Here is a 25,612-nt window from a genome sequence, read left to right on the forward strand (position 1 = left end):
GTTCCCCGCGCCCCTGAAATGCAGACGCTTCGCGTCGCATTTCCCCGATAAAGGCTGAGCGGCGAAGCCGCTCGCCTTTAGGGGCGCGGGGAACTGCGCGACCAGCCCCCACTCACCCGCAGACGATCAGCTGGCGGCCTCCAGATCGACCGGCCCGACCCCCGCCCGCCGCGCCAGAGCGACCGCGGCCAGCGTCGAGTGGACCCCGAGCTTCCCCAGCACGTTCTGCATATGCGTCCGTACCGTGTGCGGGGACAGGAACAGCCGCTCCGCCACCGCCTTGCGGCCGAGCCCCGCCACCATGCAGCGCAGCACCTCGCGCTCGCGGGGCGTGAGGGACTCCACGAGCCGCTCCGACTCCGTACGGTGCTTGCGCGCGGCCGTCAGCTCGCGCAGGACCCCGGTCAGGAGCGCCGGCGGCAGATGCGTCTCGTCCCGCAGCACTCCCCGTATGACGGTCAACAGGCGCGACAGGGAACAGTCCTTGGCGACCCAGCCCGACGCACCGGCCTGGAGCGCGAGCGCCGCCCGGCGCGGATCGTCCCGCTCGGCGAGCACCACCGTACGGACGGCGGGCTGGCCGGAGCGGACGCCGGCGACCAGGGAGATGCCGTCGACCAGGCCGTCCTGCGCGGCACTGTCGGGCACGACGGTGGGCGGGCGCATGCCCTGGAGGGACGCGGCACCGAGGTCCGCGTCGACGAGCAGCACATCGAATCTGCGCCCCTCGGCGGCCGCCCGGTCGAGGCAGCGCAGGGCGGCGGGGCCGCTGCCGGCCGCGGATACGTCGACGTCGGGCTCGGCGGCGAGCGCCGCGGCGAGAGACTCGGCGAAGATGCGATGGTCGTCGACGACAAGTACGCGTATGCGAACCACTGATAACCCCCACTGGTCGGGGGACGGACCAACGCAGGTACGGCGCCCGAAGCGCAGGTCACCGCAGCCGCACGGCCGCCGCCGTACCGAACTGCTACCCCCACTCCGGGCGTCGTACCCGGCTGTCTCGCCCCCTGATCAGCACCGGCCCCCACCGGTGCTGTCCTCAGAGTAGGGCCGACGGCCGGGAGGGGAAGCCAATTCGCAGAACTGGTTGCCGTTGACCGACCCGCGACTGTCCAGCGCGTTTATGGTGAGGCCCATGTTTCGCATTGAGACAGAAGTCGACAAAGAGCGCGGGCTTCTGCTCCGGTCGCTGCTCCAGGAGACCAACACGGCGGCGTCGCCCGCGCTGCGCGAACTGCGCGGCACGCCGGCCGAGCGCGAAACCCCGCTCCAGGTATGGGCATTGGCGGACGACGGCTCACTGGCCGCCGGGCTCGACGCGCACACCTGGGCGACCTGGCTGCATGTGAACCTGCTCTGGGTCGACGCCCGGCACCGCGGTGCGGGCCTCGGCTCGCGCCTGCTCGCGCGGGCCGAGCGGATCGCGCACGAGGAGCGCGACTGCGTCAACTCCCGCGTGGAGACCTGGGACTTCCAGGCGCCCGGCTTCTACCGGCAGCACGGCTACGACGTGGTCGCCGTGGTCCCGGACTACCCACCGGGAGTCAAGGAGTTCACCCTCACCAAACGACTGGCCTGAGCGGCCGCGTCAACTCCCGCGTGGAGACCTGGGCCCGTGCGCGGAGCGCACTACGAGACACAGCCAGGCCCCCGGCTTCTACCGGCAGCACGGCTACGACGTGGTCGCCGTCGTGCCCGACTACCCACCGGGAGTCAAGGAGTTCACCCTCACCAAACGACTGGCCTGAGCCGCTGCGTCAACTCCCGCGTGGAGACCTGGGCCCGTGCGCGGAGCGCACTACGAGACACAGCCAGGCCCCCGGCTTCTACCGGCAGCACGGCTACGACGTGGTCGCCGTCGTGCCCGACTACCCACCGGGAGTCAAGGAGTTCACCCTCACCAAACGACTGGCCTGAGCCGCTGCGTCAACTCCCGCGTGGAGACCTGGGCCCGTGCGCGGAGCGCGGTCGCCGTGGTGCCGGACTACCCGCTGGGAGTCAAGGAGTTCACGCTCACGAAGCGGTTGTGCTCTCCCGGCGGGCGCCCTGCGAAGGCACCGCCGGGAAGACCCGCGGCGTCGTGAACCCGGCCTCGTCGAAGGCGGCGAGGACGGCCTTCGTGACGGCCTCGGCGTCGCCGGTCTCGACCAGGACGATCGCCGAGCCGCCGAAGCCGCCGCCCGTCATCCGGGCGCCGATCGCGCCGGAGGCGTTCGCCGTGGCGACGACCAGGTCCAGCTCGGGGCAGGAGATCCGCAGGTCGTCGCGGAGCGAGACGTGGCCCTCGTTGAGGACCGGGCCGATGGCACGGACGTCGCCGGAGTCGAGCAGATCGATGACGCGCTCGACCCGGTGGTCGTCGGAGACGATGTGCCGGACGTAGCGGACGACCTTCTCGTCCACCCCCGACCGCTCCAACGTCGCGAGGGCGTCGGCCAGTTCGGCGTACGCCACGTCCCGCAGGTGCGAGACGCCGAGGACGCGCGCGCCCTCCTCGCAGCCGGCGCGGCGCTCCGCGTACGCGCCGTCGCCCAGCTCGTGCTTGACGCGGGTGTCGACGACGAGCAGCTGAAGCCCCTGGGAGGCCAGGTCGAACGGGACCTGACGGAGCGACAGGTCACGGCAGTCGAGGTGCAGCGCGTGCCCCTCGGTCGCGCACGCGGACGCCATCTGATCCATCACGCCGCACGGCACACCGACGAAGACGTTCTCGGCGCGCTGCGCGAGGACCGCCAACTCCGGCGCGGTGAGACCGAGTTCGTACAGGTCGTTGAGCGCGAACGCCGTCACGACTTCGAGCGCCGCCGACGAGGACAGGCCCGCACCGGTCGGCACGGTCGAGGCGAGGTGGATGTCCGCGCCGGTGATCGCGTGCCCCGCGTCGCGCAGCGCCCACACGACGCCCGCCGGGTACGCGGCCCAGCCGCCCTGCCCGTACGTGCCGAGCGGGGTCAGTTCGTCGACGCGCAGTTCGGCGACGGGGGCGTCGATGTCGGCGGAGTGCAGGCGCAGCACCCCGTCGGTCCGCCTGGCGACCGCCGCGACCGCGGTGTGCGGCAGCGCGAGCGGCATGACGAAGCCCTCGTTGAAGTCGGTGTACTCGCCGATGAGGTTGACGCGGCCGGGGGCCGCCCACACACCCGAGGGCTCGTACCCGTACAGATCGGTGAACTGCGCGGCGACAGACATGAGTTGGCTCCTAGCCCTGCTTGCGTCTTACGACTGCTGGCGCGCCTGGGCGAACTGCCAGGCGTCGGCGACGATTCCCGCGAGGTCCGCGCGGGACGGGTTCCAGCCGAGGCGCTCGCGCGCGGTGGCGGCCGAGGCGACCAGGACGGCCGGGTCGCCGCCGCGGCGCGGGGCGGCGACCTCGGGGATCGGGTGCCCGGTGACCTGGCGGACGGTCTCGATGACCTCGCGGACGGAGAACCCGTTGCCGTTGCCCAGGTTGCAGATCAGGTGCTCGCCGGGCTGCGCGGCCTCGACGGCGAGGAGGTGGGCCTCGGCGAGGTCGGCGACGTGGATGTAGTCGCGGATGCAGGTGCCGTCCGGCGTCGGGTAGTCGTCGCCGTAGACCGAGATGGCTTCGCGCCTGCCCTGCGCGACCTGAAGGACGAGCGGGATGAGGTGCGACTCGGGGTCGTGGCGCTCGCCGCAACTGCCGTACGCGCCCGCGACGTTGAAGTACCGCAGCGACACCGCGGCGAGCCCGTGCGCGGCCGCCTCACCGGTGATCATGTGGTCGACGGCGAGCTTCGAGGCGCCGTACGGCGAGGTGGGGGCCGTCGGGTCGGACTCGGTGATCGGGGTGTTCACCGGCTCGCCGTAGGTGGCGGCGGTGGAGGAGAAGACCAGCTTCTTCACGCCCGCCGTGCGCATCGCGGCGAGCAGTTCCATCGTGCCGCCGACGTTGTTGTCCCAGTACTTCTCGGGCTTCACGACGGACTCGCCGACCTGCGAGAAGGCGGCGAAGTGCAGCACGGCGTCGTACGAGTCGTCGAGGTGCTTGCCCGCGTCGCGGATGTCGGCCTCGATGAAGGCCGCCCCGGCGGGGACGCCTACGCGGAAGCCGGTGGAGAGGTTGTCGAGGACGGTGACCTCATGGCCCGCCTCAAGGAGGTGCTGCGCGACGACGCTGCCGACATAGCCGGCGCCGCCGGTCACCAGGTACTTACCCATTACTTGCTCGCTACCTCTCGCAGTCGCTCGGCCGCGGTCTCCGGCGGCACGTCGTTGATGAACACGCTCATGCCGGACTCGGAACCCGCGAGGAACTTCAGCTTGCCGGAAGTGCGGCGGATGGTGAAAAGCTCGAGGTGCAGCGCGAAGTCGTCACGGTTGACACCCTCGAACTCGTCCAGCGTGCCGAACGGCGCCTGGTGCCAGGCCGCGATGTACGGCGTCACCGGCTGGTCCTCCCCGAAGATCCGGTCGAAGCGCCTCAAGAGTTCCAGATAGATCTTGGGGAACTCTGTGCGCGCCTCGTCGTCCAGCCCGAGCAGGTCCGGCACCTGGCGCCTGGGGTAGAGGTGCACCTCGTACGGCCAGTGCGCGGCGTACGGCACGAAGGCCACCCAGTGCTCGCCCTCCAGGACGATCCGCGACCCGTCCTCCCGCTCCTTGTCCACGACGTCGGCGAAGAGGTTGCGGCCGCCGGTCTGCTCCTTGTACTCGGCGGCCGAGCGCAGCATCAGTGCCGTACGCGGTGTGGTGAAGGGGTAGCCGTAGATCTGGCCGTGCGGGTGGCCGAGGGTCACGCCGATCTCGGCGCCGCGGTTCTCGAAGCAGAAGACCTGCTCGACGGAGTCGAGGTGGGAGAGCTCCGCGGTGCGGTCGGTCCACGCCTCCAGGACGAGTCCGGCCTGCTCCTCACTGAGGTCGGCGAAGGACTTGTTGTGGTCGGAGGTGAAGCACACCACCTCGCAGCGCCCCGCGTCACCGGCGAGCGAGGGGAAGCGGTTCTCGAAGACGACCACGTCGTACGAGGAGTCGGGGATCTCGCTCAGCCGCTCGCCCTCGGACGGGCACAGCGGGCACTCGTCGGCCGGCGGGTGGTAGGTGCGGCCCTGGCGGTGCGAGGCGATCGCGACCGCGTCGCCGAGCAGCGGGTCACGGCGCACCTCGGACGTGGTGACCGTGGGCTCCAGGGGCCGGCGGTCCACGGCGTCCCGGACGACGTCGTCGCGCGAGTCGTAGTAGATGAGCTCGCGCCCATCGGCAAGGCGGGTCGACGTCTTCTTCACGAGACCGATGCTCCTCATCGCGCCTGCACGGCACACACGGGATAACCAAACAGAACCGAACACAACAAAGCATAAGCCAACAGGCGAGTCAAGAGATGGGCAAGGGACCGGCGCCAAGGAGGGCTGTGCACTTTCTGTGCTGACCTGATCACTTCACCTGGAGGCGTCGATCACAATCAAACAAAGAACACCACTCGAACTGTTCACTTCTTGGAGCCGGAGGCGTAGGTTCCGGGTTGTTTGAGTTCGAAAGTTCGCGCAACGAAGCGAGTTCCCCATGCAGTCCCCCACAACAACGCTGGCGGCAGGGCTACGGCTGCCCACCAACGGCCTCGACTACGCGATCCTCGCGATCTACTTCGTCGTCGTCCTCGGCATCGGCTTCGCGGCCCGCCGCTCGGTGAAGACCAGCCTCGACTTCTTCCTGTCCGGCCGCTCCCTGCCCGCGTGGGTGACCGGCCTCGCCTTCGTCGCGGCCAACCTGGGCGCGACCGAGATCCTCGGCATGGCGGCGACCGGCGCGCAGTACGGCGTCGCGGTCGTCCACTGGTACTGGATCGGCGCCATCCCGGCCATGGTCTTCCTCGGCCTGGTCATGATGCCGTTCTACTACCGCAGCAAGGTCCGCTCGGTGCCGGAGTTCCTGCTCCAGCGCTTCGACAAGTCGGCGCACCTGCTCAGCTCGGTCCTCTTCGCCTTCGCGGCGATCCTGATCGCGGGCGTGAACCTCTACGCCCTGTCGATCGTCGTCGAGGCGCTGCTCGGCTGGCCGCAGTGGGTGGCCATCGTGGTCGCGGGCGTCTTCGTCCTCGCGTACATCACGATCGGCGGCCTCTCCTCGGCCATCTACAACGAGGTCCTCCAGTTCTTCGTGATCCTGGCGGCCCTCATACCGATCTGCATCATCGGCCTCAAGCGCGTCGGCGGCTGGGGCGGCATGACGGACTCCCTGGAGTCCGCGCACGGCCACAACTTCCTCTCGGCGTGGGGCGGCACCGGCATCGGCCAGGCCAACCCGCTCGGCGCGAACTGGCTGACGATCATCCTCGGCCTGGGCTTCGTGCTCTCCTTCGGCTACTGGACCACCAACTTCGCGGAGGTCCAGCGCGCCCTGTCGGCGAAGAACCTGAGCGCGGCCCAGCGCACCCCGCTCATCGCCGCCTTCCCGAAGATCTTCATCGTCTTCCTGGTGATGATCCCGGGCATGGTCGCCGCGGTCCTGGTCCCGAAGATCGGCATGGCCGGCTCGGACCTGACGTACAACGACGCGATCCCGTACCTGATGCAGGAACTGCTCCCCAACGGTGTCCTCGGCATCGCGGTGACGGGCCTCCTGGCCGCCTTCATGGCAGGCATGGCGGCGAACGTGTCGTCCTTCAACACGGTGTTCACGTACGACATCTGGGCCAAGTACGTGAAGACGGACAAGCCCGACGGCTACTACCTGAAGTTCGGTCGTCTGATCACCGCGATCGGCGTGGTGCTCTCCATAGGCACGGCCTTCATCGCCTCGTCCTTCTCGAACATCATGGGTTACCTCCAGACGCTGTTCTCCTTCTTCAACGTCCCGATGTTCGTGGTCTTCATCATCGGCATGTTCTGGAAGCGCGCGTCCATGAAGTCCGGTGTCTGGGGCCTGGTGGCCGGCACCACGGCGGCGATGCTGAACTACTTCTGGATCTACAAGCAGGGCGTCATCGACATCCCGACCGACCAGGGCGCCAACTTCGTCTCGGCGATCGTCGGCTTCGTCGCGGGCGCGGTCGTCATGGTCGTCGTCACCCTCTTCACGGCCCCCAAGCCGGAGGCGGAGCTCGCCGGTCTCGTCTACGGCACGACGGCCCCGGGCCTGGAGGAGCCGCCCGCCGAGGGCGACGACGCCTGGTACCGCAAGCCGGCCCTGCTCGGCTGGGGCGCGATCGTCCTCGCCGCCCTGTGCTACCTCCCCTACTCCCTCTGATCGGAGGCGACGTCTCTCATGTCTGAACTCCAGAACGAAGTCTCCGAGTTGGAGCGCAAGTCGGCGACGGCGGCCCGCCTCTTCGACATCCGTCGCATCATCGGCGGCCTGTTCGTCCTCTACGGAGTCATCGTCACGATCGCCGGCATCACGGCGTCCGACGCGGACCTCAAGAAGGCCGAGAACATCAACATCAACCTCTGGACGGGTCTCGGCATGCTCGTCCTGGGCCTGTTCTTCCTGGTCTGGCTGAAGCTCCGCCCGACGGCCCCGCCGACACCGGAGGAGTCCGAGCAGCCGTAGCGGCCTCGGCAACGCGCCCCTGAGGAGCCGGAGTTCATCTTCCTCCACGGAGATGGGCTCCGGCTCTTTCGGCTCGGCGTGGGCGGTACGGCTCGGCCCGCGCGGGCCCGCCGGTGGCTTGCGGCCATGCCTCTCAAGGCTCCGCGGCCCTGAGAGGCAGCACGCCGAACGCACGACGTCCCGCTGCGCCGAAGCGGAGCGGGACGTGATGTGGAGCGCCGGGCAGGCCTTGCACCTGCATTTCCCCGCAGGAAGCGGGGCGTCTTTCCTTGGACCACCAACGCATCGCCCTGCACCGCGTGTTGCGGTGACGAGCGCAAGATCGACTATAGCTCAGGATTCCGCTTCGGGCGAGGACGAGGGTGCCGTCGAGGGCTGGGCGGATCCGGAGGCGCTCGGCGGGACCGGTCCCGCCCGGTCGAGGAGCCCCGTGCGCGCCGCGAGGGCCGCCGCCTCCAGGCGGGAGCCGACGCCCAGTTTCATCAGGACGCGCTGGACGTGCGTACGGGCCGTGGACGGGGCGATGCCCATGCCGGCCGCGATCAGCCGGGTGTCCTCGCCGTCGGCGACCCTGACCAGGACCTCGACCTCGCGCGGGGTGAGCATCTGGAGGAGCCGCTGCCCCTCGTCGTCGGGCTGCGCGGCCGGGTTCAACAGTTCACTGAACGCGCCCTGGAGCAGGGCGGGGGCCACGGCCGCCTCGCCCGCCCGCGCCTTCATCAGCGCACGCTCGACGCCTTCTATGCGCTCGTCGTGGCGTACGTAACCGGAGGCGCCCGCGGCGAAGGCCGCCGCGATGCCGCGCGGGGACGGGACCGGGCCGAGGACGACCACCGCCACCTGCGGGCGTTCGCGCTTGATGCGGACCACCGGGTCGAACGTGCCCGGTTCCGCCGGGGTCGCCGTGCCCAGGAGACAGACCTCCGGGGCGCGCGAGATGACCAGTTCGGCCGCGCCCGCGGCGGGCGCGGCGGCGGCGAGCACCCGGTGCCCGCGCAGCTTCAGGGCCGAGGCCAGCGCCTCGGCGAGCAGTCGGTGGTCGTCGACCACCATGAGCCGCACTCCCATCGAGCCAACCCCCCAGTTCGCCACAGGAGCCGCACACGACCCCTGGACCCCCCATGGACGAGCGAGCCCCCCGACTCCCCGTCCTTCTTCATCCCCCGGAAGCTACACGCTTGTTCGACGTTGCGCGCCCCCTACCGGTCAGAAGCGGCCCTGAATGCTGAAATCCCCGCCTTTCAGGGGTGATTGGGGCACGGGAGCGCGTACGGCGAGGGCCCCGCGCCCTGGTGACCGGGTGCGGGGCCCTCGCTGCTGCTCAGGCGGCTACTTCGCCACGAAGCCGATCGCCGTGTAGTCCTTCTCGTCCGCCGAGTACGGCGCGCTGATCAGGGCCTTGCCGAAGTACAACCGGCCGTTGGAGTACAGCAGTTCGGAGCCGGAGTTGCCCGGGACCATGCTGCTGATCGCGTCCTTGACCGTCTCCGTCGCCGGGGTCTCCAGAAGCGTCGTCTGCTTCATGGTCTTGGGGTCGAGGGTGACGATCTGGCTGCCCTTGTCGTACGGGCCGTCCTTGTACGCCAGGATGTTGCCGCCGTCCATGCGCATCGGGAAGATCTCGTACTCGCCGCCGTCGGCCCGGTCGCTCGTGGTCTTCCCGGTCTTCAGGTCGTACGACACGATCTCGTTGGTCTGGCCGATGTCGCCGCCCGCGTCGTGCTGGCGGGTGGCCAGGTAGACGCGGCCGTTGCCGACGACGACCTTGGTGCAGCCCTCGATGTGGCCGACCTCGCAGTCGAAGTCGTACTTCTCGTCGTCGATGGAGATCTTCGTGATCAGCTTGCCGTTCTCGTCCATCGAGAAGATGTCGCTGATCGTGCCCGCGGAGTTGTCACCCGCGCCGACGCCGATGACCACCGGGTTCGTCGACAGGAGCTTCGCGTTGTCGACGCCGCTGGCCAGCTTGTACGTCCACTTGGGGCGGCCCGACGTCGGGTCCAGGAGCTGGACCTCGTACTTCTCGTTGTCGTAGTCGCCGCACTTGCGGACCGCGAGGAGCTGCTCGCCGCCGGCGTAGCCGACGTCCTCGCAGGTGCCCTGCTGCGGCTTCCAGAGGATCTTGCCGGACTTGATGTCGAACGCGGCGCCGCCGCGCAGACCGCCGCCGGCCGCCAACGTGTCGCCGGTGATGGACAGTTCCTCGAACGGGATGGCCTCGTCGCCCGAGCCGATGCTCTTCGTCCACTTCTTCTCGCCGCTGTTCACGTCGAAGAGGGTGACCTGGGAGCAGGTCTGGTGCGCGCCGTCCTTGGGACGCTTGGCGTCCTCGCTGACGACGGCGGCCAGGGCGTCCTTGGTGACCGAGGTCGTGGCGCCGCAGGTCTGGCCGGGCAGGTCGAGGGTCCAGGTCTTCTTGCCGGTCGTGGCGTCGTAGCCGACGATCTCGTTGACGCCCGCCTTGGCGTACGTCTTGTCGGTCAGCCAGGAGCCCTTGACGCTGTCGACGTTGTCCTTGCCGACCTTGGGGGCCGGCAACTGCATGGTGATCTGCGCGGAGGTGCTGCCCGGCACCTTCTCCTGCCCCGCGCCGCCGAGGCCGGGGCTGTCCTTGCCCTTGCCGCCGCCCTTCTTGCCGTGGGCGGAGTTCGAGGAGTCGTCCTTGCCGCCGTCGTCGGAACCGGCGTACAGGAAGCCGCCGCCGACGATCAGGGCGATGACGACGACCGCCGCCGTCACGATCCACACGACCGGCGAGACGGACTTCTTGCCGCCACCGCCGCCGGCCGGCGGCATCGGCGCGGTGGGCGGCTGCGGGTAGCCGTACTGCGGCTGCTGGCCGTAGGGCTGCTGGCCGGGGGCGAACTGCTGCTGCCCGTACGGCTGTTGACCGTACGCGGGGGTCGGAGGCTGCTGCGGCTGCTGGCCGGGGTAGCCGTAGCCGGGCTGGCCCTGCGGGGCGGCGGGCGGCTGCGGGTAGCCGTACGCCGGTCCTGCCGGGGCGGCCGGGGCGGCCGGTGCGCCCTGCGGCGGGGGCGGCACGGGGGCGCCGAAGCCGCCGGGCGGGGGCGGGGTGGGCGCGCCGAAGCCACCGGCCGGCGGGGCGGGCGGCGTGTCCTGCGGCTGCTCGGGCTTCTCGGGCTGCTTGCTGAACGCGTCCTGCGGCGGCCCGCTCGGGGGCTGCGGCGGCTGCTGGGGAGGCTGTGGGGGCTGCTGGGGCGGCTGCGTCATGGCGTCGATACCTCGGGGCCTTGCGATATAGGGGACGGGAGGGGGCGGGAGGGGCGTCTGTGACGTCAGTCGCCGTACGCCAGCATCAGCTTCTGCTGACCCTTGGCGCTGCCGGACAGGTTGGTGGCCGAGAGGTAGAAGCGCCCGTCCGCGTACGCGACGTCCTTGGAGTAGAAGCCGCTCTCGATCGACGCCGTACCCGCCGGGTTCTGCAACAGCGTCTTCGGCTGGTGCGTGCCGGACGCCGTCCCGATCTTCAGGACGCGGCCGCCCTCACCCCCGTAACCGGCCTCCATGTACGCGATCACGGCGCCGCCCTCGGTCTTCACCGGGAACATCGACTGGTCCTCGGGGGACTTGACGCGCCACCGCTCCTTGCCGCTGGTGAGGCTGATCGCGACGATCTCGTTGGCGCCGCCGGTCTTGCCCTGCGTCGGCATGTACAGCGTGCTCGTGTCGACGACTGCGCCCTGGCAGCCGCTCAGATCGCGGTTGAGGGAGAAGGAGAACGCGCCCGCGCCGCAGCCCGTGTCGAGCTTGTCGACGCCGACCTCGGCCTGGACCGCGCTCGTGTTCCCCTTGAACGCGGCGATGTTGTACTTCTTGTCGTCCTCGTTGGTGCTGTAGACGACGAGCGGGCTGACCGAGTACACGTTCCCGATCTGCCAGTCCTTGGGGAACTTCTTCGTCCACAGGGCCTTGCCGGTGTCGGGGTCGAGCTGGCGCAGCTCCTCGTGCGGGTTGTTGCCGCCCGCGCCGCAGGACGCCACGGAGAGCAGCTTCTTGCTGTCGCCGGTGTACGCCTTGGGGAAGCAGTCGGTGCCGTACTCCTCGACCGCGAACTTCTTCTTGCCGTCCTTGGCGCTCAGGCCGACACCGGACATCTGGCGGCCGACCATGAGGGTGTCGCCGCCGACGTAGTTGAGGCCGATGCTGGAGCCGGTCCCGTCGAAGAAGCTGTCGTCGTTCTCCTTCTCGGGGATCTTCGCCGTCCAGCCCTTCTTGCCGGTGGCGAGGTCGATCTCCTGCACCTGGTTGCAGTTGGCCTTGTCGGTGTTGCCGCTCATGTACGCCACGACGATCTTCCCGTCGGCGGACGGCGTCTTCGTGACGGAGCAGATCTTCTGCGGCAGCTCGACGGCGGGCCAGCTGATCTTGCCGTCCGCGACGTCGTAGGCCAGGACCTCCTTGTACGCCGCCTTCACCGCGATCTTGTCGGTGATCCACATACCGGGGGCGTCCGCGCCCGAACCGGGCACCTTGGGCGCCGTCTTGTACCAGAGGACCTTCGCCTCGCCGTCCTGGCGGCCCGCGTTGAGGTCCTCCTCGCCGGCGTGGCCGTCGCCCTGGCCGTCGCCCGGGTTGACCGGCGCCGAGGCGGAGGAAGAAGCCTTGGGGTCCTTGTTCTTGCCGGCCTCGTCGTCCTTCTTGTCGTCGTCACCGCCGGACACGGCGACCACCACACCGCCCGCGACGAGCAGCAGCGCGACGGCGCCGCCGACGATCGCCCACGTCCTGCCCTTGATGCCGCCGCCACCGCCGGAGGGCGGGACGGGCGCGCCGGGCGGCTGCTGCGGCGGGTAGCCGTACTGCGGCTGCTGCCCGTAGGGGCCCGGCTGCTGGGCGTACGGGCCCGGCTGCTGGGGCTGGCCGTAGGGGCCCGGCTGCTGCGGCTGGCCGTAGGGTCCGGGCTGCTGGGCGTACGGGCCCGGCTGCGGGGCCTGTCCGTACGGGCCCGGCTGCTGCTGTTGCGGGTAGCCGTACCCGGGCTGCGCCGGGGGCGCCTGCGGCGGGGCCGCCGGCGGTGGCGGCGTCTGCGGGGACCCGGGCTGATCCTGCGGTGCTCCGAAGCCGCCGGACGGCGGCTGGTTGGGCGGCTGAGTCATCAGCGCTCCCCCTTCTCTGCTGATGTACCGGCACGCCTGGGTGTTTTCCGGACGTTCTCAGGTCGGACACGGGGTGCGCTCAGGCCGCCCCCAGCCGCCCTTTCTATCACTCGGTGCACTCGCACACAGGGCCGATCCAACCCCTGTGCCCAAGGGAGGACCGGCCCGTGATGCGTCTGTTACGCGCCTTGCACGCGTCCTTCACGCGTCATGTGCGCCGACTGGCACCCGCCGCCTGCGCCGCCCGTCACGCGTCTTCGGCGAGCTCCAGCCAGCGCATCTCCAACTCCTCGCGCTCCCCCACCAGTTCGCGCAGCTCCGCGTCCAGCTCGGCCACCTTCGCGAAGTCCGTGGCGTTGTCGGCGATCTGGGCGTGCAGCTTGGTCTCGCGGGTGGAGATCTTGTCCAGCTGCCGCTCGATCTTCTGGAGTTCCTTCTTGGCGGCGCGGGCATCGGCGGCGGAGACGCCGGGCTTCTCGGCGGCGGGGGCCGCGGCGGGCGTCGGCACGGCCGCCTCGATCATCCGCTGCCTGCGCTCCAGGTACTCCTCGATGCCGCGCGGCAGCATCCGCAGCGTGGCGTCGCCGAGCAGCGCGAACGTCGTGTCGGTGGTGCGCTCGATGAAGAACCGGTCGTGGGAGATGACGACCATGGACCCGGGCCAGCCGTCGAGCAGGTCCTCCAGCTGGGTCAGGGTCTCGATGTCGAGGTCGTTCGTGGGCTCGTCGAGGAACAGCACGTTCGGCTCGTCCATCAGCAGGCGCAGGAGCTGAAGGCGGCGGCGCTCACCGCCGGAGAGGTCGCCGACCGGCGTCCACTGCTTCTCCTTGCCGAAGCCGAACTGCTCGCACAGCTGGCCCGCGGTCATCTCGCGGCCCTTGCCCAGGTCCACGCGGTCGCGGATCTGCTGCACGGCCTCCAGCACCCGCAGCGCGGGCGGGAGTTCGGTCACGTCCTGCGACAGGTAGGCCAGCCGGACGGTCTTGCCGACGACGATCTTCCCGGCGGCGGGCTGCACATCGCCCTGGCTGGTGGCGGCGTCCGCGAGGGCGCGCAGCAGGGACGTCTTGCCCGCCCCGTTCACCCCGACGAGGCCGACGCGGTCGCCCGGGCCGAGCTGCCAGGTCAGGTGCTTGAGCAGCAGCTTGGGCCCGGCCTGGATCGTCACGTCCTCCAGGTCGAAGACCGTCTTGCCGAGCCGTGCGTTGGCGAACTTCATCAGTTCGCTCTTGTCGCGCGGCTCCGGCACATCGGCGATCAGTTCGTTGGCCGCCTCGATGCGGTAGCGCGGCTTGGAGGTGCGGGCCGGGGCGCCGCGGCGCAGCCAGGCCAGCTCCTTGCGCATCAGGTTCTGCCGCTTGGCCTCCTCGGTCGCGGCGATCCGCTCCCGCTCGGCGCGCGCGAACACGTAGTCCGAGTAGCCGCCCTCGTACTCGTAGACGTCACCGCGCTGGACGTCCCACATGCGGGTGCAGACCTGGTCGAGGAACCAGCGGTCGTGCGTGACGCAGACGAGGGCGGAGCGGCGGGCCTGGAGGTGGCGGGCCAGCCAGGCGATGCCCTCGACGTCGAGGTGGTTGGTCGGCTCGTCGAGGACGAGCAGGTCCGGGTCGTCGATGAGCAGCTTGGCGAGCGCGATACGACGCCGCTCGCCACCGGAGAGCGGACCGATCACGGTGTCCAGGCCCTGCGGGAAGCCGGGCAGGTCGAGACCGCCGAACAGGCCGGTCAGGACGTCGCGGATCTTGGCGCTGCCCGCCCATTCGTGGTCGGCGAGGTCGCCGATCACCTCGTGCCGCACGGTCGCCTCGGGGTCGAGGGAGTCGTGCTGCGTCAGGACGCCCAGGCGCAGGCCGCCGCTGTGCGTGATCCGCCCGGTGTCGGCCTCCTCCAGCTTGGCGAGCATGCGGATGAGGGTCGTCTTCCCGTCTCCGTTGCGCCCGACCACTCCGATCCGGTCACCTTCCGATACGCCGAGGGAGACGCCGTCGAGCAGGGCACGGGTGCCGTAGACCTTCGAGACGTTCTCGACGTTGACCAGATTGACTGCCATTTCGCTCCTGCCACGGTGGGCCCTCGGATGGTGGGCCGACCTTCAAGCGTAGTCGCCGTGGCGGGTGCGACGCGGCGGGCCTCGGTGGCCGGCTCTCAGAACCGCAGCCCGAGGCGGGTGTCCTGGAGGGTGCTGACGGTGCGGACCATGACGATCGCGCAGATGCCCGCGGCCAGGAGTGTCAGGTTCGAGCCGATGAGGACCATCGTCGCGGTGCGGGCGCCTTCCAGCGACGGGTTCGAGTCGTCCATCGCGTTCGCGTACATCGGCCAGCCGAAGCCCGCGAGGACGCTGGAGATCACCCAGCACGCCCACCAGCCGTTGACCACGCCGAGGCCGCCGGGGCGCGGGGCGCCCTGGCTCGCGGCGACGATGTCGTCGGTCATCGCCTTCGGTATCCACCAGTTGGCGAACGGGATGAACCAGGCGCCGACGGCCATCCCCGTGCCGTGCCGGTGGCGGCCGGGGGCGAGGCCCTCCGCGTTGGCCCGCGCCTTGTGGAACCAGACCAGGAACACCGGGGCCGCCGCGAGGAAGCCCAGGAAGATCAGGACGATCGAAGTGCGCCGGAAGTCGTCGATGGACTCCGCCTCGTCCAGGTTCGTCGTCCAGATGCTGCCGAGGGCGTCGTACAGGCGGAAGTCGGCGATCACGCGCAGCAGCGCGAAGGCGCAGACGAGGCCGATGAGGACGGTGACCGCGGTGCTCAGCCCGGACAGACGGGCCGGCGGGCGCATGGCGGCGGCGCCGACGCCCGGGCCCGGGTAGCCGGGGTGGCCGCCGTACTGCGGGGCCGCGTACGGCTGGGCTCCGTGCTGCGGGGTCCCGTGCTGAGGGGTCCCGTGCTGAGGCGCTCCGTACTGCGGGTTCCCGTAGCCGTACGCCGGTGGGGCGGGCGGCGCATAGGGGTTCGGTGCGGGCTGCTGCGGTGGCGGCGGGGCCGCGTAGGCCGTCGGCGTCCCGTCACAGCGCGGGCAGCGTCCGTCCGCCCCCACGAACGCCGATCGGCATCGTGTGCACTCCATGGTCAGGCCCCCCGATTCCCCGTCCCCGCTCCGCTTGTCGGCAACATCAGATTACGGGGACCGGCCGCACGCCGTACCGGCCTGTGGATAACTCTTCCGCACCGGCCCGCCGCCACCCGCCCGAGCACGACGACCTCCCGCGGCCCGGCGATCCGCGCCTGCGGTCCGCCGATGGCCGGCGGCGGCAGCGGGTGGCCGCGCGAGGCGAGCGCCGCGTGCAGGCCGAACAGGGCGACCGTGCCGATCGGGAGTGCGGCGCGGCGCAGGCGGCGACGGCGGCGTCCGGTGGTCTTCATGGACGTAAGAGTGGCGCGGCCGCGATCACCCGGACAGCGCGCACGTACTCAACTCACCACTGAGTACGTGTACGTGGATGCGTGCGTGCGCTTCAGACCAGGGTGGCGCCCGGCGCCGGAGAGGCCGCCACGCGGACCGCCCGGCACGTCCCGGACGCGGCGAGCGCCCCGGCCACCCGGTGCGCCGCCGCCTCGTCCGCCGCGAGGAACGCGGTCGTCGGGCCCGAGCCGGAGACGAGCGCGGCGAGCGCGCCGCCCGCCGTGCCCGCGTCGAGCGTGGCCTTCAGGGACGGGAAGAGGGAGAGCGCGGCGGGCTGGAGGTCGTTGGTGACGGTCGCCGCGAGGGCGTGGACGTCCCCGGTGCGCAGCGCGTCGAGCAGGGCCGGCGAGGCGACCGGTTCGGGGGCCTCGGGGGTGAGCCGGTCGAACTCGCGGTACACGGCGGGGGTGGAGAGCCCGCCGTCCGCGACGGCGAACACCCACCAGAACTGCCCGCCCACGTCGAGGAGTCGGAGCTTCTCGCCGCGCCCGGTGCCGAGCGCCGCCCCGCCGACCAGGCTGAACGGCACGTCGCTGCCCAACTCGGCGCAGATGTCGAGGAGTTCGGCGCGCGACGCGTCGGTGCCCCACAGCGCGTCGCAGGCGACGAGGGCGCCGGCCGCGTCCGCCGAGCCGCCCGCCATGCCGCCCGCGACGGGGATGTCCTTCGCGATGTGGATACGGACGTCAGGGCTGATGCCGTGCCGTTCGGCGAGCGCGATGGCGGCGCGGGCCGCCAAGTTCGTACGGTCCAGGGGGACTTGATCGCTTCCCGGGCCGGTGCACGTAAGAGCGAGGGAGTCGGCGGGGGCCACCGTCACCTCGTCGTACAGGCCGACGGCAAGGAAGACGTTGGCCAGGTCGTGGAAGCCGTCGGGGCGGGCGGCACCGACCGCGAGCTGGACGTTGACCTTGGCGGGGACGCGGACGCTCACGCTCACTGCGCGACCGCCTTGTGCTCGGCGATCCGGGCGAACTCCTCGACCGTCAGGGCCTCGCCGCGCGCCTGCGGCGAGACACCGGCCGCGACGAGCGCCTCCTCGGCGGCGGCGGCCGAACCAGCCCAGCCCGCGAGGGCGGCGCGCAGCGTCTTGCGGCGCTGGGCGAACGCGGCGTCGACGACGGCGAACACCTCCTGCCTCGACGCGGTCGTGGCGATCGGCTCGCTGCGGCGCACGAGCGAGACGAGTCCGCTGTCGACGTTCGGCGCGGGCCAGAAGACGTTGCGGCCGATGGAGCCCGCGCGCTTGACCTCCGCGTACCAGTTGGCCTTCACGGACGGGACGCCGTAGACACGCGAGCCGGGTCCTGCGGCGAGGCGGTCGGCGACCTCGGCCTGGACCATGACGAGGGTGCGCTCGATGGTCGGGAAGGTGTCGAGCATGTGCAGCAGGACGGGGACCGCGACGTTGTACGGCAGGTTCGCGACCAGCGCGGTCGGGGCCGGGCCCGGGAGCTCGGTGACCTGCATCGCGTCGATGTTGACGAGGTCGAACGCGCCCTTCTTCGCCGGGAGGCGGGCCGCGATGGTGGCGGGCAGCGCGGCGGCGAGCGTGTCGTCGATCTCCACCGCGGTGACGTGCCGGGCGACGTCGAGCAGCGCGAGGGTGAGCGAACCGAGGCCCGGGCCGACCTCGACGACCACGTCGTCCTCGGTGACGTCCGCGGTACGGACGATGCGGCGGACCGTGTTGGCGTCGATGACGAAGTTCTGCCCGCGCTGCTTGGTCGGCCGGACGCCGAGGGCTGCCGCGAGCTCGCGGATGTCTGCGGCGCCGAGAAGGGGGCCTTGGGGGTCTGTGGTGCTCACCGGTCAAGGGTAGCCGCGCCCGGGTGGGAGCCTGGCGTGAGCGCTGCCGGGGGGGCGGGGTGCGGGCCCGCTGAAGCGCTCGCCCCGCGCTGGGGGGGGGGGCCGCCTTGCCCACCCTGCCGCCCTTGGCGGCAGATTGCCCGAGGCGGCGAGGCGGAGCCTACCCGTGCAGGCGCGGCCCGCAGTGGGGCCACGGGCTGGCGCCGCGGCGGACGTAGAGCTTCTTCGCGCGGTACGTCTGTTCCGAGGCCGACGCGTCCTGGGGGCGGCCCGAACCGCCGAGGCTCTGCCAGGTCTGGGTGTCGAACTGGTACAGGCCCCCGTACGTGCCGGTCGCGTCCGTCGCGCCCGGGCGCCCGCCCGATTCGCAGGCGGCGAGCCCGGACCAGTTCAGGGAGTCCGCCCCGGCCACGGACGTGGGCATCGGCTTCGTGCCGACCTTCACGAGCTGCGTGCGGGGCTCGCGCACGACCTCGGTCCGCACGCGGCGCGGCTTCTGCTTGACGCCGTTGACGGTGCGCATCGCGTACGTGACCCGCCTCATGCCGGGCTCCCCGGCCCGGGTCACGACCTCCGTGCCCTGGAAGAGCGTGGCGTCCTGGGTGCGCTCGGTGGCGTACGGGATCGGCTCCTCGCGGACTTCCTTGGTGCCGGTCACCCGCATCACGGTGATGGTCTGCCCGTCGCGCGGGAAGCTGTCCTGCGGCACGGACGTGGTGTCCTGGCCGCGCAGCGAGATCCCGGCCTCGTCGACGGCTTCGCGCACGCTCGCCGCGTTGGTGCGGATGGTGCGGCGCCGCCCGTCGGCCATGATCGTGACGCTGCGCTCGGTGCGGACGTCGAGGTCGAGCCCGTGCCGGTCGATGCGCTTGGAGCGGGACGCGGAGACGTAGGCGCCCTCGGCCCGCACCCCGAGCTGTTTCAGTGCCCCCTCGACGGTGCCCGCGGTCGTCCACACCTCGCGGCGCTGCCCGTCGAGGGTGAGCTGGACGGGGCGGCCGTAGCGGACGGCGACCTCGTCGCCGCTGGCCAGGGCGGCACCGGGGGCCGGTGCGACGAGGTCGTGCTCGCCGATCTCGACGCCTTCGTCGGCGAGGAGTTCGGTGACGTCGTCGGCGAAGGTGTACAGGGTGCGTTCCTTGCCGTCGACGGTGAGCTGGATCGCCTTGTCGTTGGCGACGAACGCGGAGGTGCCGCCCGCCAGGAAGGCGACGACGAGCGCCTGCGGGAGCAGCCTGCGCAGGGTCTCGGGCCGCTGGTCGGTCTTCCTGCGCCGCGCGGCACGGCGCGCGGCGGCCCGGCCACCGCCGTCGGAGGCCGACGCGGGCGCGGGCGCCTGGCGCGGCAGCCGCGGCTCGGTGGGCGCGGCCGCCTGCTCCTGCGCGGGCTCGTACGCGTAGGCGGGCCGGTAGGTGTCGGTGCCCTGGGCGGCATACGTCTCGTAGGGCGCGTACGAGTCAGGCGACGGCGGCTGCGGCTCGTACGGGGGCGTCGCACCACCGCCACCACCGCCGCCGCCGTACGACGGCTGGTACGTCTCGTACGTCTCGTACGGCGAACTGCTCACGACGACGCTCCAGGCGCTCCAGGGTTCCGCCCCCGGAGCGAGGGCGGGTCGGGCGAGCAGAACCTAGCGGAGCGCCCCTCACTCTCCAAAGCAGCGCGACTACGCAGTGTCGCGACTCTGCCCGAAGGTGTACGGGTCCGGTCGTTATCGGTCAGTAACCAAAAGCGCGGGCCGTGTTGGCGGACACCGCGGTCGCGAGGGCGTCCTCCCCGATCCCCCGCACCGCGGCCATGGCGCGGAGCGTGACCGGAATGAGATATGGGGCATTAGGCCGACCGCGGTACGGAGCGGGTGTCAGGAAAGGCGCGTCGGTCTCCACGAGGACGAGTTCGAGGGGCGCCACGGCGAGCGCGTCGCGCAACGGCTGCGCGTTCTTGAAGGTCATATTGCCGGCGAACGACATGAAGTAGCCGTTGCGTGCGCAGACTTGGGCCATCTCCGCGTCGCCGGAATAGCAGTGGAAGACGGTGCGCTCGGGCGCGCCCTCTTCCTTCAGGACGCGTAGCACATCCTCGTGGGCCTCGCGGTCGTGGATGACGAGGGCCTTGCCGTGCCGCTTGGCGATCTCGATGTGCGCGCGGAACGACCGCTCCTGGGCGGCCTTGCCCTCGGGTCCCGTACGGAAGTAGTCGAGGCCGGTCTCGCCGACGCCCTTGACCTGCGGGAGCGCGGCGAGCCGGTCGATCTCCGCGAGTGCCTCGTCGAGCCCGGCGTCGCCGAGCGGCTCACGGGCGCCCTGGCGCGACCAGCCGTCGGGGTCGCCGTGGACGATGCGGGGCGCTTCGTTCGGGTGCAGGGCGACGGTCGCGTGCACACGCGCGTGGGCGGCCGCGAGATCGGCGGCCCAGCGCGATCCGTTCAGGTCGCAGCCGACCTGCACGACGGTCGTCACGCCCACCGACGCCGCCTTGGCGAGGCCCTCCTCCACGGTGCCCGCCTGCATGTCCAGGTGGGTGTGGGAGTCGGCGACCTCGACCGAGAGAGGCGCGGGCAGCGGCGGCGGGGTGACGTCCTTGGCGTGGGGGCTCATGCCCCGATCCTACGAAGTCCTACGACGCCGGCGGAGTGTCCTTGTGGTGGTGACTGAAGGGGTGCAGCAGGTCGGAGAGGTGCCAGTGGTGGTGCTTGGTGCGCTCGGCGGAGTCCGGCTCCGGGACCTCGACGGGCCCGGCCTGCGGGACGCGGTGGTGCGGCAGGGCACGCGAGACGGTGCCCGCCTGCATGATCCGTACGACATGGCCGTCGCAGTTGAGGCAGGTGGGACGGGTCAGGGGTGACGGCACGCGCTCGCCGTTCACCACGTACATCACGAACTCCCCGCCGTCCCCGTCGACGTGGTGCTCAATCTCGTAGGACTGCTCCCAGCCGTGCCCGCAGCGCATGCAGGCGAAGGAATACGACTCGTGGGCGATGGATATCGCCGCGCTGCGGTTGGGTACGGAGGGTGCCTGCGCACCGGTGACCGTCTTGGAGACCGCGAACTCGCTCATGCCAGCTCCTCTTGTCCGCTGGACAAGCGCTGCCGTAAAGGCAGCGTGGGGACGGGTGCGTCCCTTCAACCAGTGGACGCCTCCGGCGGGCCGAACGCAAAAGACCTGTCGACTGTTGGAGCCGATTTGGCTTTTCCCTGTCGAAAAGGCCCTGCTGCCCGGTCTTCGCTTTGCATTTCAGGTTAGTCCTTTACGCACCTATGGGGTGGCTCGATCCGCATTCTTTGCCGCCACCACGGCATCGAAGACCTCGCGCTTGGGTAGCCCCGCCTCCTGCGCGACGGCCGCGATGGCCTCCTTGCGCCGCTCCCCCGCCTCCTCGCGCACCCGCACCCTGCGTACCAGCTCATCGGGGGTGAGGTCGTCGCCCGACTTCTCGGGGGCGCCCTCGACGACGACGGTGATCTCGCCGCGTACGCCCTCCGCCGCCCACTCGGCGAGCTCCTTGAGGGGACCGCGCCTGACCTCCTCGTACGTCTTGGTGAGCTCGCGGCACACGGCGGCCCGCCGCGTCTCGCCGAACGCCTCGACCATCGCGGCGAGGGTGTCGTCGAGGCGGTGCGGGGCCTCGAAGTAGACGAGGGTGCGACGCTCGTCGGCAACGTCCTTCAGGCGGCTCAGGCGCTCGCCCGCCTTGCGCGGCAGGAAGCCCTCGAAGCAGAACCGGTCGACGGGCAGACCGGACAGCGCGAGCGCGGTCAGCACGGCGGACGGCCCCGGTACGGCGGTGACCTTGATGTCCCGCTCGACGGCGGCGGCCACGAGCCGGTACCCGGGGTCGGACACGGACGGCATCCCCGCGTCGGTCACGAGCAGTACGCGCGACCCGGCGAGCAGCGCCTCGACGAGTTCGGGGGTGCGGGCGGCCTCGTTGCCCTCGAAGTACGACACGACCCGCCCGCTGACCTGCACACCCAGCGCCTGCGTGAGCCGCTTCATGCGCCGGGTGTCCTCGGCGGCGACGACATCGGCGACGGCCAGCTCCTGGGCGAGCCGCGGCGGCGCGTCCGAGATGGCCCCGATGGGCGTGCCGGCCAGCACGAGCGTTCCGGCCGAGCCGGCGGACTGGGGGGAATCAAGGCTTCCTGTCACGGTTCCATCCTCGCAGGGACGGCGCACGGGACTCGCACAGCGCGGTTCCCTACGATGGCGCGGTGACCAGTACCGCGTCGTCGTCCAAGCCGACCCCGACCAGCGCCTCGTACGAGCAGGACCTCGCAGGTGAGCGGGCGCCGTCCTCGTGGCTGCGCGGCCTGCGCCGGTTCGGGTACCAGGCGCCGGACAGAAGCGGCGACGTGCGGGAGCGGCTTGTGCCGTCGTTCGCGGCGCCGGGGGCGCGGCTGTGGGCGTCGTTCGGGCTGAGCCGGTTCACGGCCGAGCAGGTCAACCGGATCGTCGGCTGGGCGGGGCCGCTGCTCGTCACGCTGATCGCGGGCGTCCTGCGGTTCTGGAACCTCGGCAGCCCGAAGGCCGTGATATTCGACGAGACGTACTACGCGAAGGACGCGTGGGCGCTGATCCACCGCGGCTTCGAGGTCAACTGGGCGAAGAACGCCAACGACCTGATCCTCCAGAAGAACGGTGACGTGCCGATCCCGCACGACGCCTCGTACGTCGTGCATCCGCCGGTCGGCAAGTACGTCATCGGCATCGGCGAATGGATGTTCGGGTTCAACCCGTTCGGCTGGCGGTTCATGACCGCCGTGCTCGGGACGCTGTGCGTGCTCATGGTCTGCCGGATCGGCCGGCGGCTCTTCCGCTCGACGTTCCTGGGCTGCCTGGCCGGGGCGCTCCTGATGGTCGACGGCCTCGCGTTCGTGATGAGCCGCACCGCGCTGCTCGACTCGGTGCTGGTGTTCTTCGTGCTGGCGGCGTTCGGCTGCCTCGTCGTGGACCGGGACCGGGCGCGCGGGAAGCTGGCCGCGGCGCTCCCCGTCGACGAGCACGGCCTGGTCCGCCCGGACGCGCACATCGCCGAGACGCTGCGCCTCGGGTGGCGCCCGTGGCGGCTGCTCGCCGGGCTCTGCCTGGGCCTCGCGGCGGGCACCAAGTGGAACGGCTTCATCTACCTCGCGGCCTTCGCCCTGATGTCGGTCCTGTGGGACGTCGGCTCGCGGCGCGTGGCGGGGGCCAGGCGCCCGTACCTGGCGGTCCTGAAGCGCGACGTGTGCCCGGCGTTCGTCTCGACCGTGCCGGTCGCCGTCGCCACGTACCTGCTGTCCTGGATCGGCTGGATCCTCTCCCCCGCCGACGGCACCGGCGGCTACTTCCGCAACTGGGCGGCGACCGCCGGCAAGGGCGGCGGTCACACGTGGCTGCCGGACTGGGTGCGCAGCCTGTGGCACTACGAGCACGAGGTCTGGGAGTTCAACACCCACCTCACGTCGAAGCACACGTACCAGTCGAACCCGTGGAGCTGGATGGTCGACGGCCGCCCGGTCTCGTACTTCTACGAGTCCCCGTCGGCCGGCTCACAGGGCTGCCCCGCGGACGCCGCCGACAAGTGCGCCCGCGAGGTCCTCGCCCTCGGCACCCCGCTGCTGTGGTGGGCGGCGTGCTTCGCGCTGCTGTACGTGCTGTGGCGCTGGTTCTTCCGGCGCGACTGGCGCGCGGGCGCGATCGTGTGCGGCATCGCGGCCGGCTACCTGCCCTGGTTCAACTACCAGGAGCGGACGATCTTCTACTTCTACGCGGTCGTCTTCGCGCCGTTCCTGTGTCTCGCGCTCGCGATGCTGCTGGGCGCCGTCATCGGGAAACCGGGGTCGAGCGAACGCCGGCGCGTGATCGGCGCGGCGGGCGCGGGTGTGCTGGTCCTGCTCATCGCGTGGAACTTCATCTACTTCTGGCCGATCTACACCGGCAACGCGATCCCGATGGACTCGTGGCGGTCCCGGATGTGGCTCGATACGTGGATCTAGCCGGGCCCCGCTCCTGACACGGTTTCGGCCGTATTTGTGATCACTCTTCGGACACCTTCGGACACCATCTGGAAAACACCGGGTCGGCCGGACCTCTGACGTGTCTACAGTCCCTCGGGTAAACCTTGGGGAGGGGGGCGCTCATGCGCAAGGAGGTCAAGGTCGCCATCGTCGGCGGGGTGTTCACCGTGATGGTGGGCGGCGCGGGCTACGGGGCCTACAACATCGTCACGGCTGTCAGCGGGGGCGGCAGCGATGGCAGTGCGGCGGCGGGCGGGGAGGTCCGCAGGTCCGGGCCGCCGACGGCCGACGAGATCAAGGACACGTCGCGGAAGTTCCTGGCGGCGTGGGCGAAGAACGACGCCGCGGGCGCGGCGGACTACACGAACTACGCGGAGGACGCGAAGTCCGTGCTCTCCGCCTGGCACGAGGACGCACACGTCACGCACACGGTCCTGACGGCGGGCACGCCGTCCGGCGCCAAGGTCCCGTTCAAGGTCAGGGCCACGGTGTCGTTCGACGGCAAGACGAAGAAGATGGCCTACGACTCGTCGCTCACCGTCGTCCGCGGCGCCACCACGGGCCGCGCCCTGGTGAAGTGGTCGCCGGCCGTGCTGCACCCGGAGTTGAAGGACGGCGACGAGCTCGTCACGGGCGAGTCGGCGGCTCCGGCCATCGAGGCCGTGGACCGCAACGGCGCCGTGCTGACCGCGGAGAAGTACCCGTCGCTGCGCCCGGTCCTCGACCAGCTGCGCACCAAGTACGGGGACGAGGCGGGCGGTTCGGCGGGCATCGAGATGTACGTCAAGCGGCAGGGCGCCGACGGCTCGGCGACCACGAAGACGCTCCTGACGCTGGCCGAGGGCAAGCCGGGCAAGCTGCGCACGACGCTCAGCGCGGGCGTGCAGGCGGCGGCCGAGCAGCAGGTGACCAAGTACGGCAAGTCGTCGGTGGTGGCGGTCAAGCCGTCCACCGGCGAGATCCTCGCGGTCGCCAACCAGGAGAAGGGCGACTTCAATCCCGCGTTCCAGGGCGGCACTCCGCCCGGCTCGGTGATGAAGATCGTGACCGCGGCGGCGCTGATCGACAACGGTGTCGCCTCGGAGGGCGGCGCGGCGCCCTGCCCCGACTCGGCGGTCTCGATGAGCCAGACCTTCCGCAATCTGAAAGGCATGACGCCGAACGAGAACGCGACGCTGTCCGAGAGCTTCGCGCGCTCCTGCAACACGGCCTTCATCAAGCTCTCCGACGAACTCGGGGCGGCGAACTTCGCGTCCGAGGCGACGGAACGGTTCGGCCTCGGCAAGGACTGGAAGACCGGGATCGCCTCCAGGGACGGCTCCGTGGAGACCGACGGGACCTCGAACGACGCCGCCGGGATGATCGGCCAGGGCCTGGTGAAGGTCAACGCGCTCAACATGGCGTCGGTGACGGCGACCGCGATGACCGGCACGTTCCACCAGCCGTACCTCGTCTCGCCCGACCTCGACGACCGTCAGATCGCCACCGCCCAGGGCTTGCGCCCCGGCACCTCGCAGCAGCTGCGGAACATGATGGCGCGCACGGCCGTCAGCGGCACGGCGGCCAACGCGATGGCGGGGGTGCCCTCGCCGAAGGGCGCGAAGACGGGTTCCGCGGAGCTCGACGGACAGGGCACGTCCGACTCCTGGTTCGCCGGGTACAGCAACGACATCGCGGCGGCGGCGACCGTGCCGGCCGGCGGCCACGGTGGCGACGCGGCGGGACCGATCGTGGCGGCCGTCCTCAAAGCGGGTCAGTAGCGCAGCA

21 protein-coding genes and 2 pseudogenes are annotated in these 25,612 nt (G+C 71.0%); 7 read left to right on the top strand and 16 right to left on the bottom strand.

Features of this window, described 5'->3' with window-relative positions:
• Positions 1 to 126: 126 nt before the first annotated feature.
• Positions 127 to 876, bottom strand: a complete 750-nt coding sequence (locus AB0L37_RS26195) for a response regulator transcription factor (RefSeq protein ID WP_365510123.1) — start codon at positions 874 to 876, stop codon at positions 127 to 129.
• Positions 877 to 1,126: 250 nt separating this feature from the next.
• Here AB0L37_RS26195 and AB0L37_RS26200 point away from each other — a divergent pair, with 250 nt between their 5' ends.
• The 3 genes and pseudogenes from AB0L37_RS26200 to AB0L37_RS26210 form a co-directional block, all read left to right on the top strand.
• Positions 1,127 to 1,582, top strand: coding sequence for a GNAT family N-acetyltransferase (locus AB0L37_RS26200; RefSeq protein WP_365510126.1), 456 nt, complete (start codon positions 1,127 to 1,129; stop codon positions 1,580 to 1,582).
• Between the two features lie 64 nt (positions 1,583 to 1,646).
• A pseudogene (locus AB0L37_RS26205) lies at positions 1,647 to 1,751 on the top strand (N-acetyltransferase); the annotation flags it as partial.
• A gap of 64 nt (positions 1,752 to 1,815) precedes the next feature.
• A pseudogene (locus AB0L37_RS26210) lies at positions 1,816 to 1,920 on the top strand (N-acetyltransferase); the annotation flags it as partial.
• 96 nt (positions 1,921 to 2,016) lie between these two features.
• On the opposite strand, the gene galK reads toward AB0L37_RS26210, so the two are convergent.
• The 3 genes from galK to galT are packed head-to-tail and all read right to left on the bottom strand — an operon-like array spanning position 2,017 to position 5,246.
• Positions 2,017 to 3,192 carry a galactokinase gene (galK, locus tag AB0L37_RS26215; protein ID WP_365510129.1) on the bottom strand — a complete coding sequence of 392 codons (1,176 nt, stop codon included), beginning with the start codon at positions 3,190 to 3,192 and terminating at the stop codon, positions 2,017 to 2,019.
• 27 nt (positions 3,193 to 3,219) lie between these two features.
• Entirely contained in the window at positions 3,220 to 4,182 is a 963-nt protein-coding gene (gene galE / locus AB0L37_RS26220) for a UDP-glucose 4-epimerase GalE (RefSeq protein ID WP_365510132.1), read from the bottom strand.
• Positions 4,182 to 5,246, bottom strand: coding sequence for a galactose-1-phosphate uridylyltransferase (gene galT / locus AB0L37_RS26225; RefSeq protein WP_365510135.1), 1,065 nt, complete (start codon positions 5,244 to 5,246; stop codon positions 4,182 to 4,184). Before galT ends, galE begins: the two co-directional genes overlap by 1 nt.
• A 277-nt stretch (positions 5,247 to 5,523) precedes the next feature.
• On the opposite strand from galT, the gene AB0L37_RS26230 reads away from it, so the two are divergent.
• On the top strand, positions 5,524 to 7,206 hold the full coding sequence (locus AB0L37_RS26230; RefSeq protein ID WP_365510138.1) for a sodium:solute symporter family protein: 1,683 nt from the start codon (positions 5,524 to 5,526) through the stop codon (positions 7,204 to 7,206).
• An 18-nt stretch (positions 7,207 to 7,224) separates the two neighbouring features.
• Complete coding sequence (locus tag AB0L37_RS26235; RefSeq protein ID WP_365510141.1) at positions 7,225 to 7,509, top strand: hypothetical protein; 285 nt, start codon at positions 7,225 to 7,227, stop codon at positions 7,507 to 7,509.
• A 333-nt stretch (positions 7,510 to 7,842) separates the two neighbouring features.
• Here AB0L37_RS26235 and AB0L37_RS26240 read toward each other — a convergent pair whose 3' ends face one another.
• The 12 genes from AB0L37_RS26240 to rsmI form a co-directional block, all read right to left on the bottom strand.
• Entirely contained in the window at positions 7,843 to 8,577 is a 735-nt protein-coding gene (locus AB0L37_RS26240; RefSeq protein ID WP_365510144.1) for a LuxR C-terminal-related transcriptional regulator, read from the bottom strand.
• 261 nt (positions 8,578 to 8,838) lie between these two features.
• The gene (locus AB0L37_RS26245; RefSeq protein ID WP_365510147.1) at positions 8,839 to 10,740 is read right to left on the bottom strand and encodes a PQQ-binding-like beta-propeller repeat protein; all 1,902 of its coding nucleotides are present in this window, start codon (positions 10,738 to 10,740) and stop codon (positions 8,839 to 8,841) included.
• A 65-nt stretch (positions 10,741 to 10,805) separates the two neighbouring features.
• Positions 10,806 to 12,626: a PQQ-binding-like beta-propeller repeat protein gene (locus AB0L37_RS26250; protein WP_365510150.1), complete on the bottom strand. Its 1,821-nt coding sequence runs from the start codon at positions 12,624 to 12,626 to the stop codon at positions 10,806 to 10,808.
• Positions 12,627 to 12,873: 247 nt separating this feature from the next.
• Positions 12,874 to 14,679 carry an ABC-F family ATP-binding cassette domain-containing protein gene (locus tag AB0L37_RS26255; protein WP_365510153.1) on the bottom strand — a complete coding sequence of 602 codons (1,806 nt, stop codon included), beginning with the start codon at positions 14,677 to 14,679 and terminating at the stop codon, positions 12,874 to 12,876.
• A 95-nt stretch (positions 14,680 to 14,774) separates the two neighbouring features.
• A complete protein-coding gene (locus AB0L37_RS26260) occupies positions 14,775 to 15,704 on the bottom strand; it encodes a DUF4328 domain-containing protein (RefSeq protein ID WP_365510156.1) in 930 nt (309 codons plus the stop codon).
• A 2-nt stretch (positions 15,705 to 15,706) separates the two neighbouring features.
• Entirely contained in the window at positions 15,707 to 16,000 is a 294-nt protein-coding gene (locus AB0L37_RS26265) for a hypothetical protein (RefSeq protein ID WP_365510159.1), read from the bottom strand.
• Between the two features lie 92 nt (positions 16,001 to 16,092).
• Entirely contained in the window at positions 16,093 to 16,980 is an 888-nt protein-coding gene (locus AB0L37_RS26270) for a 4-(cytidine 5'-diphospho)-2-C-methyl-D-erythritol kinase (RefSeq protein WP_365510162.1), read from the bottom strand.
• On the bottom strand, positions 16,977 to 17,849 hold the full coding sequence (gene rsmA, locus AB0L37_RS26275) for a 16S rRNA (adenine(1518)-N(6)/adenine(1519)-N(6))-dimethyltransferase RsmA (protein WP_365510165.1): 873 nt from the start codon (positions 17,847 to 17,849) through the stop codon (positions 16,977 to 16,979). The genes AB0L37_RS26270 and rsmA overlap by 4 nt, the downstream gene beginning before the upstream one ends.
• A 160-nt stretch (positions 17,850 to 18,009) precedes the next feature.
• Positions 18,010 to 19,416 (bottom strand): ubiquitin-like domain-containing protein, encoded by a 1,407-nt coding sequence (locus AB0L37_RS26280; RefSeq protein ID WP_365510167.1) that lies wholly within the window; start codon positions 19,414 to 19,416, stop codon positions 18,010 to 18,012.
• A 151-nt stretch (positions 19,417 to 19,567) separates the two neighbouring features.
• Positions 19,568 to 20,446 (bottom strand): TatD family hydrolase, encoded by an 879-nt coding sequence (locus AB0L37_RS26285; RefSeq protein ID WP_365510170.1) that lies wholly within the window; start codon positions 20,444 to 20,446, stop codon positions 19,568 to 19,570.
• Between the two features lie 19 nt (positions 20,447 to 20,465).
• Positions 20,466 to 20,906 (bottom strand): hypothetical protein, encoded by a 441-nt coding sequence (locus AB0L37_RS26290; protein ID WP_365510173.1) that lies wholly within the window; start codon positions 20,904 to 20,906, stop codon positions 20,466 to 20,468.
• Between the two features lie 198 nt (positions 20,907 to 21,104).
• Positions 21,105 to 21,998, bottom strand: a complete 894-nt coding sequence (gene rsmI, locus AB0L37_RS26295) for a 16S rRNA (cytidine(1402)-2'-O)-methyltransferase (protein ID WP_365510175.1) — start codon at positions 21,996 to 21,998, stop codon at positions 21,105 to 21,107.
• A 152-nt stretch (positions 21,999 to 22,150) separates the two neighbouring features.
• On the opposite strand from rsmI, the gene AB0L37_RS26300 reads away from it, so the two are divergent.
• Both AB0L37_RS26300 and AB0L37_RS26305 read left to right on the top strand, forming a co-directional pair.
• Positions 22,151 to 23,824 carry a phospholipid carrier-dependent glycosyltransferase gene (locus tag AB0L37_RS26300; protein WP_365510497.1) on the top strand — a complete coding sequence of 558 codons (1,674 nt, stop codon included), beginning with the start codon at positions 22,151 to 22,153 and terminating at the stop codon, positions 23,822 to 23,824.
• Positions 23,825 to 23,967: 143 nt separating this feature from the next.
• A complete protein-coding gene (locus tag AB0L37_RS26305; protein ID WP_365510178.1) occupies positions 23,968 to 25,605 on the top strand; it encodes a penicillin-binding transpeptidase domain-containing protein in 1,638 nt (545 codons plus the stop codon).
• The last annotated feature ends 7 nt before the right edge of the window (positions 25,606 to 25,612 follow it).

The organism is Streptomyces sp. NPDC052225, from assembly GCF_040679615.1.
In the GTDB taxonomy this organism is placed as follows: Bacteria; Actinomycetota; Actinomycetes; order Streptomycetales; family Streptomycetaceae; genus Streptomyces.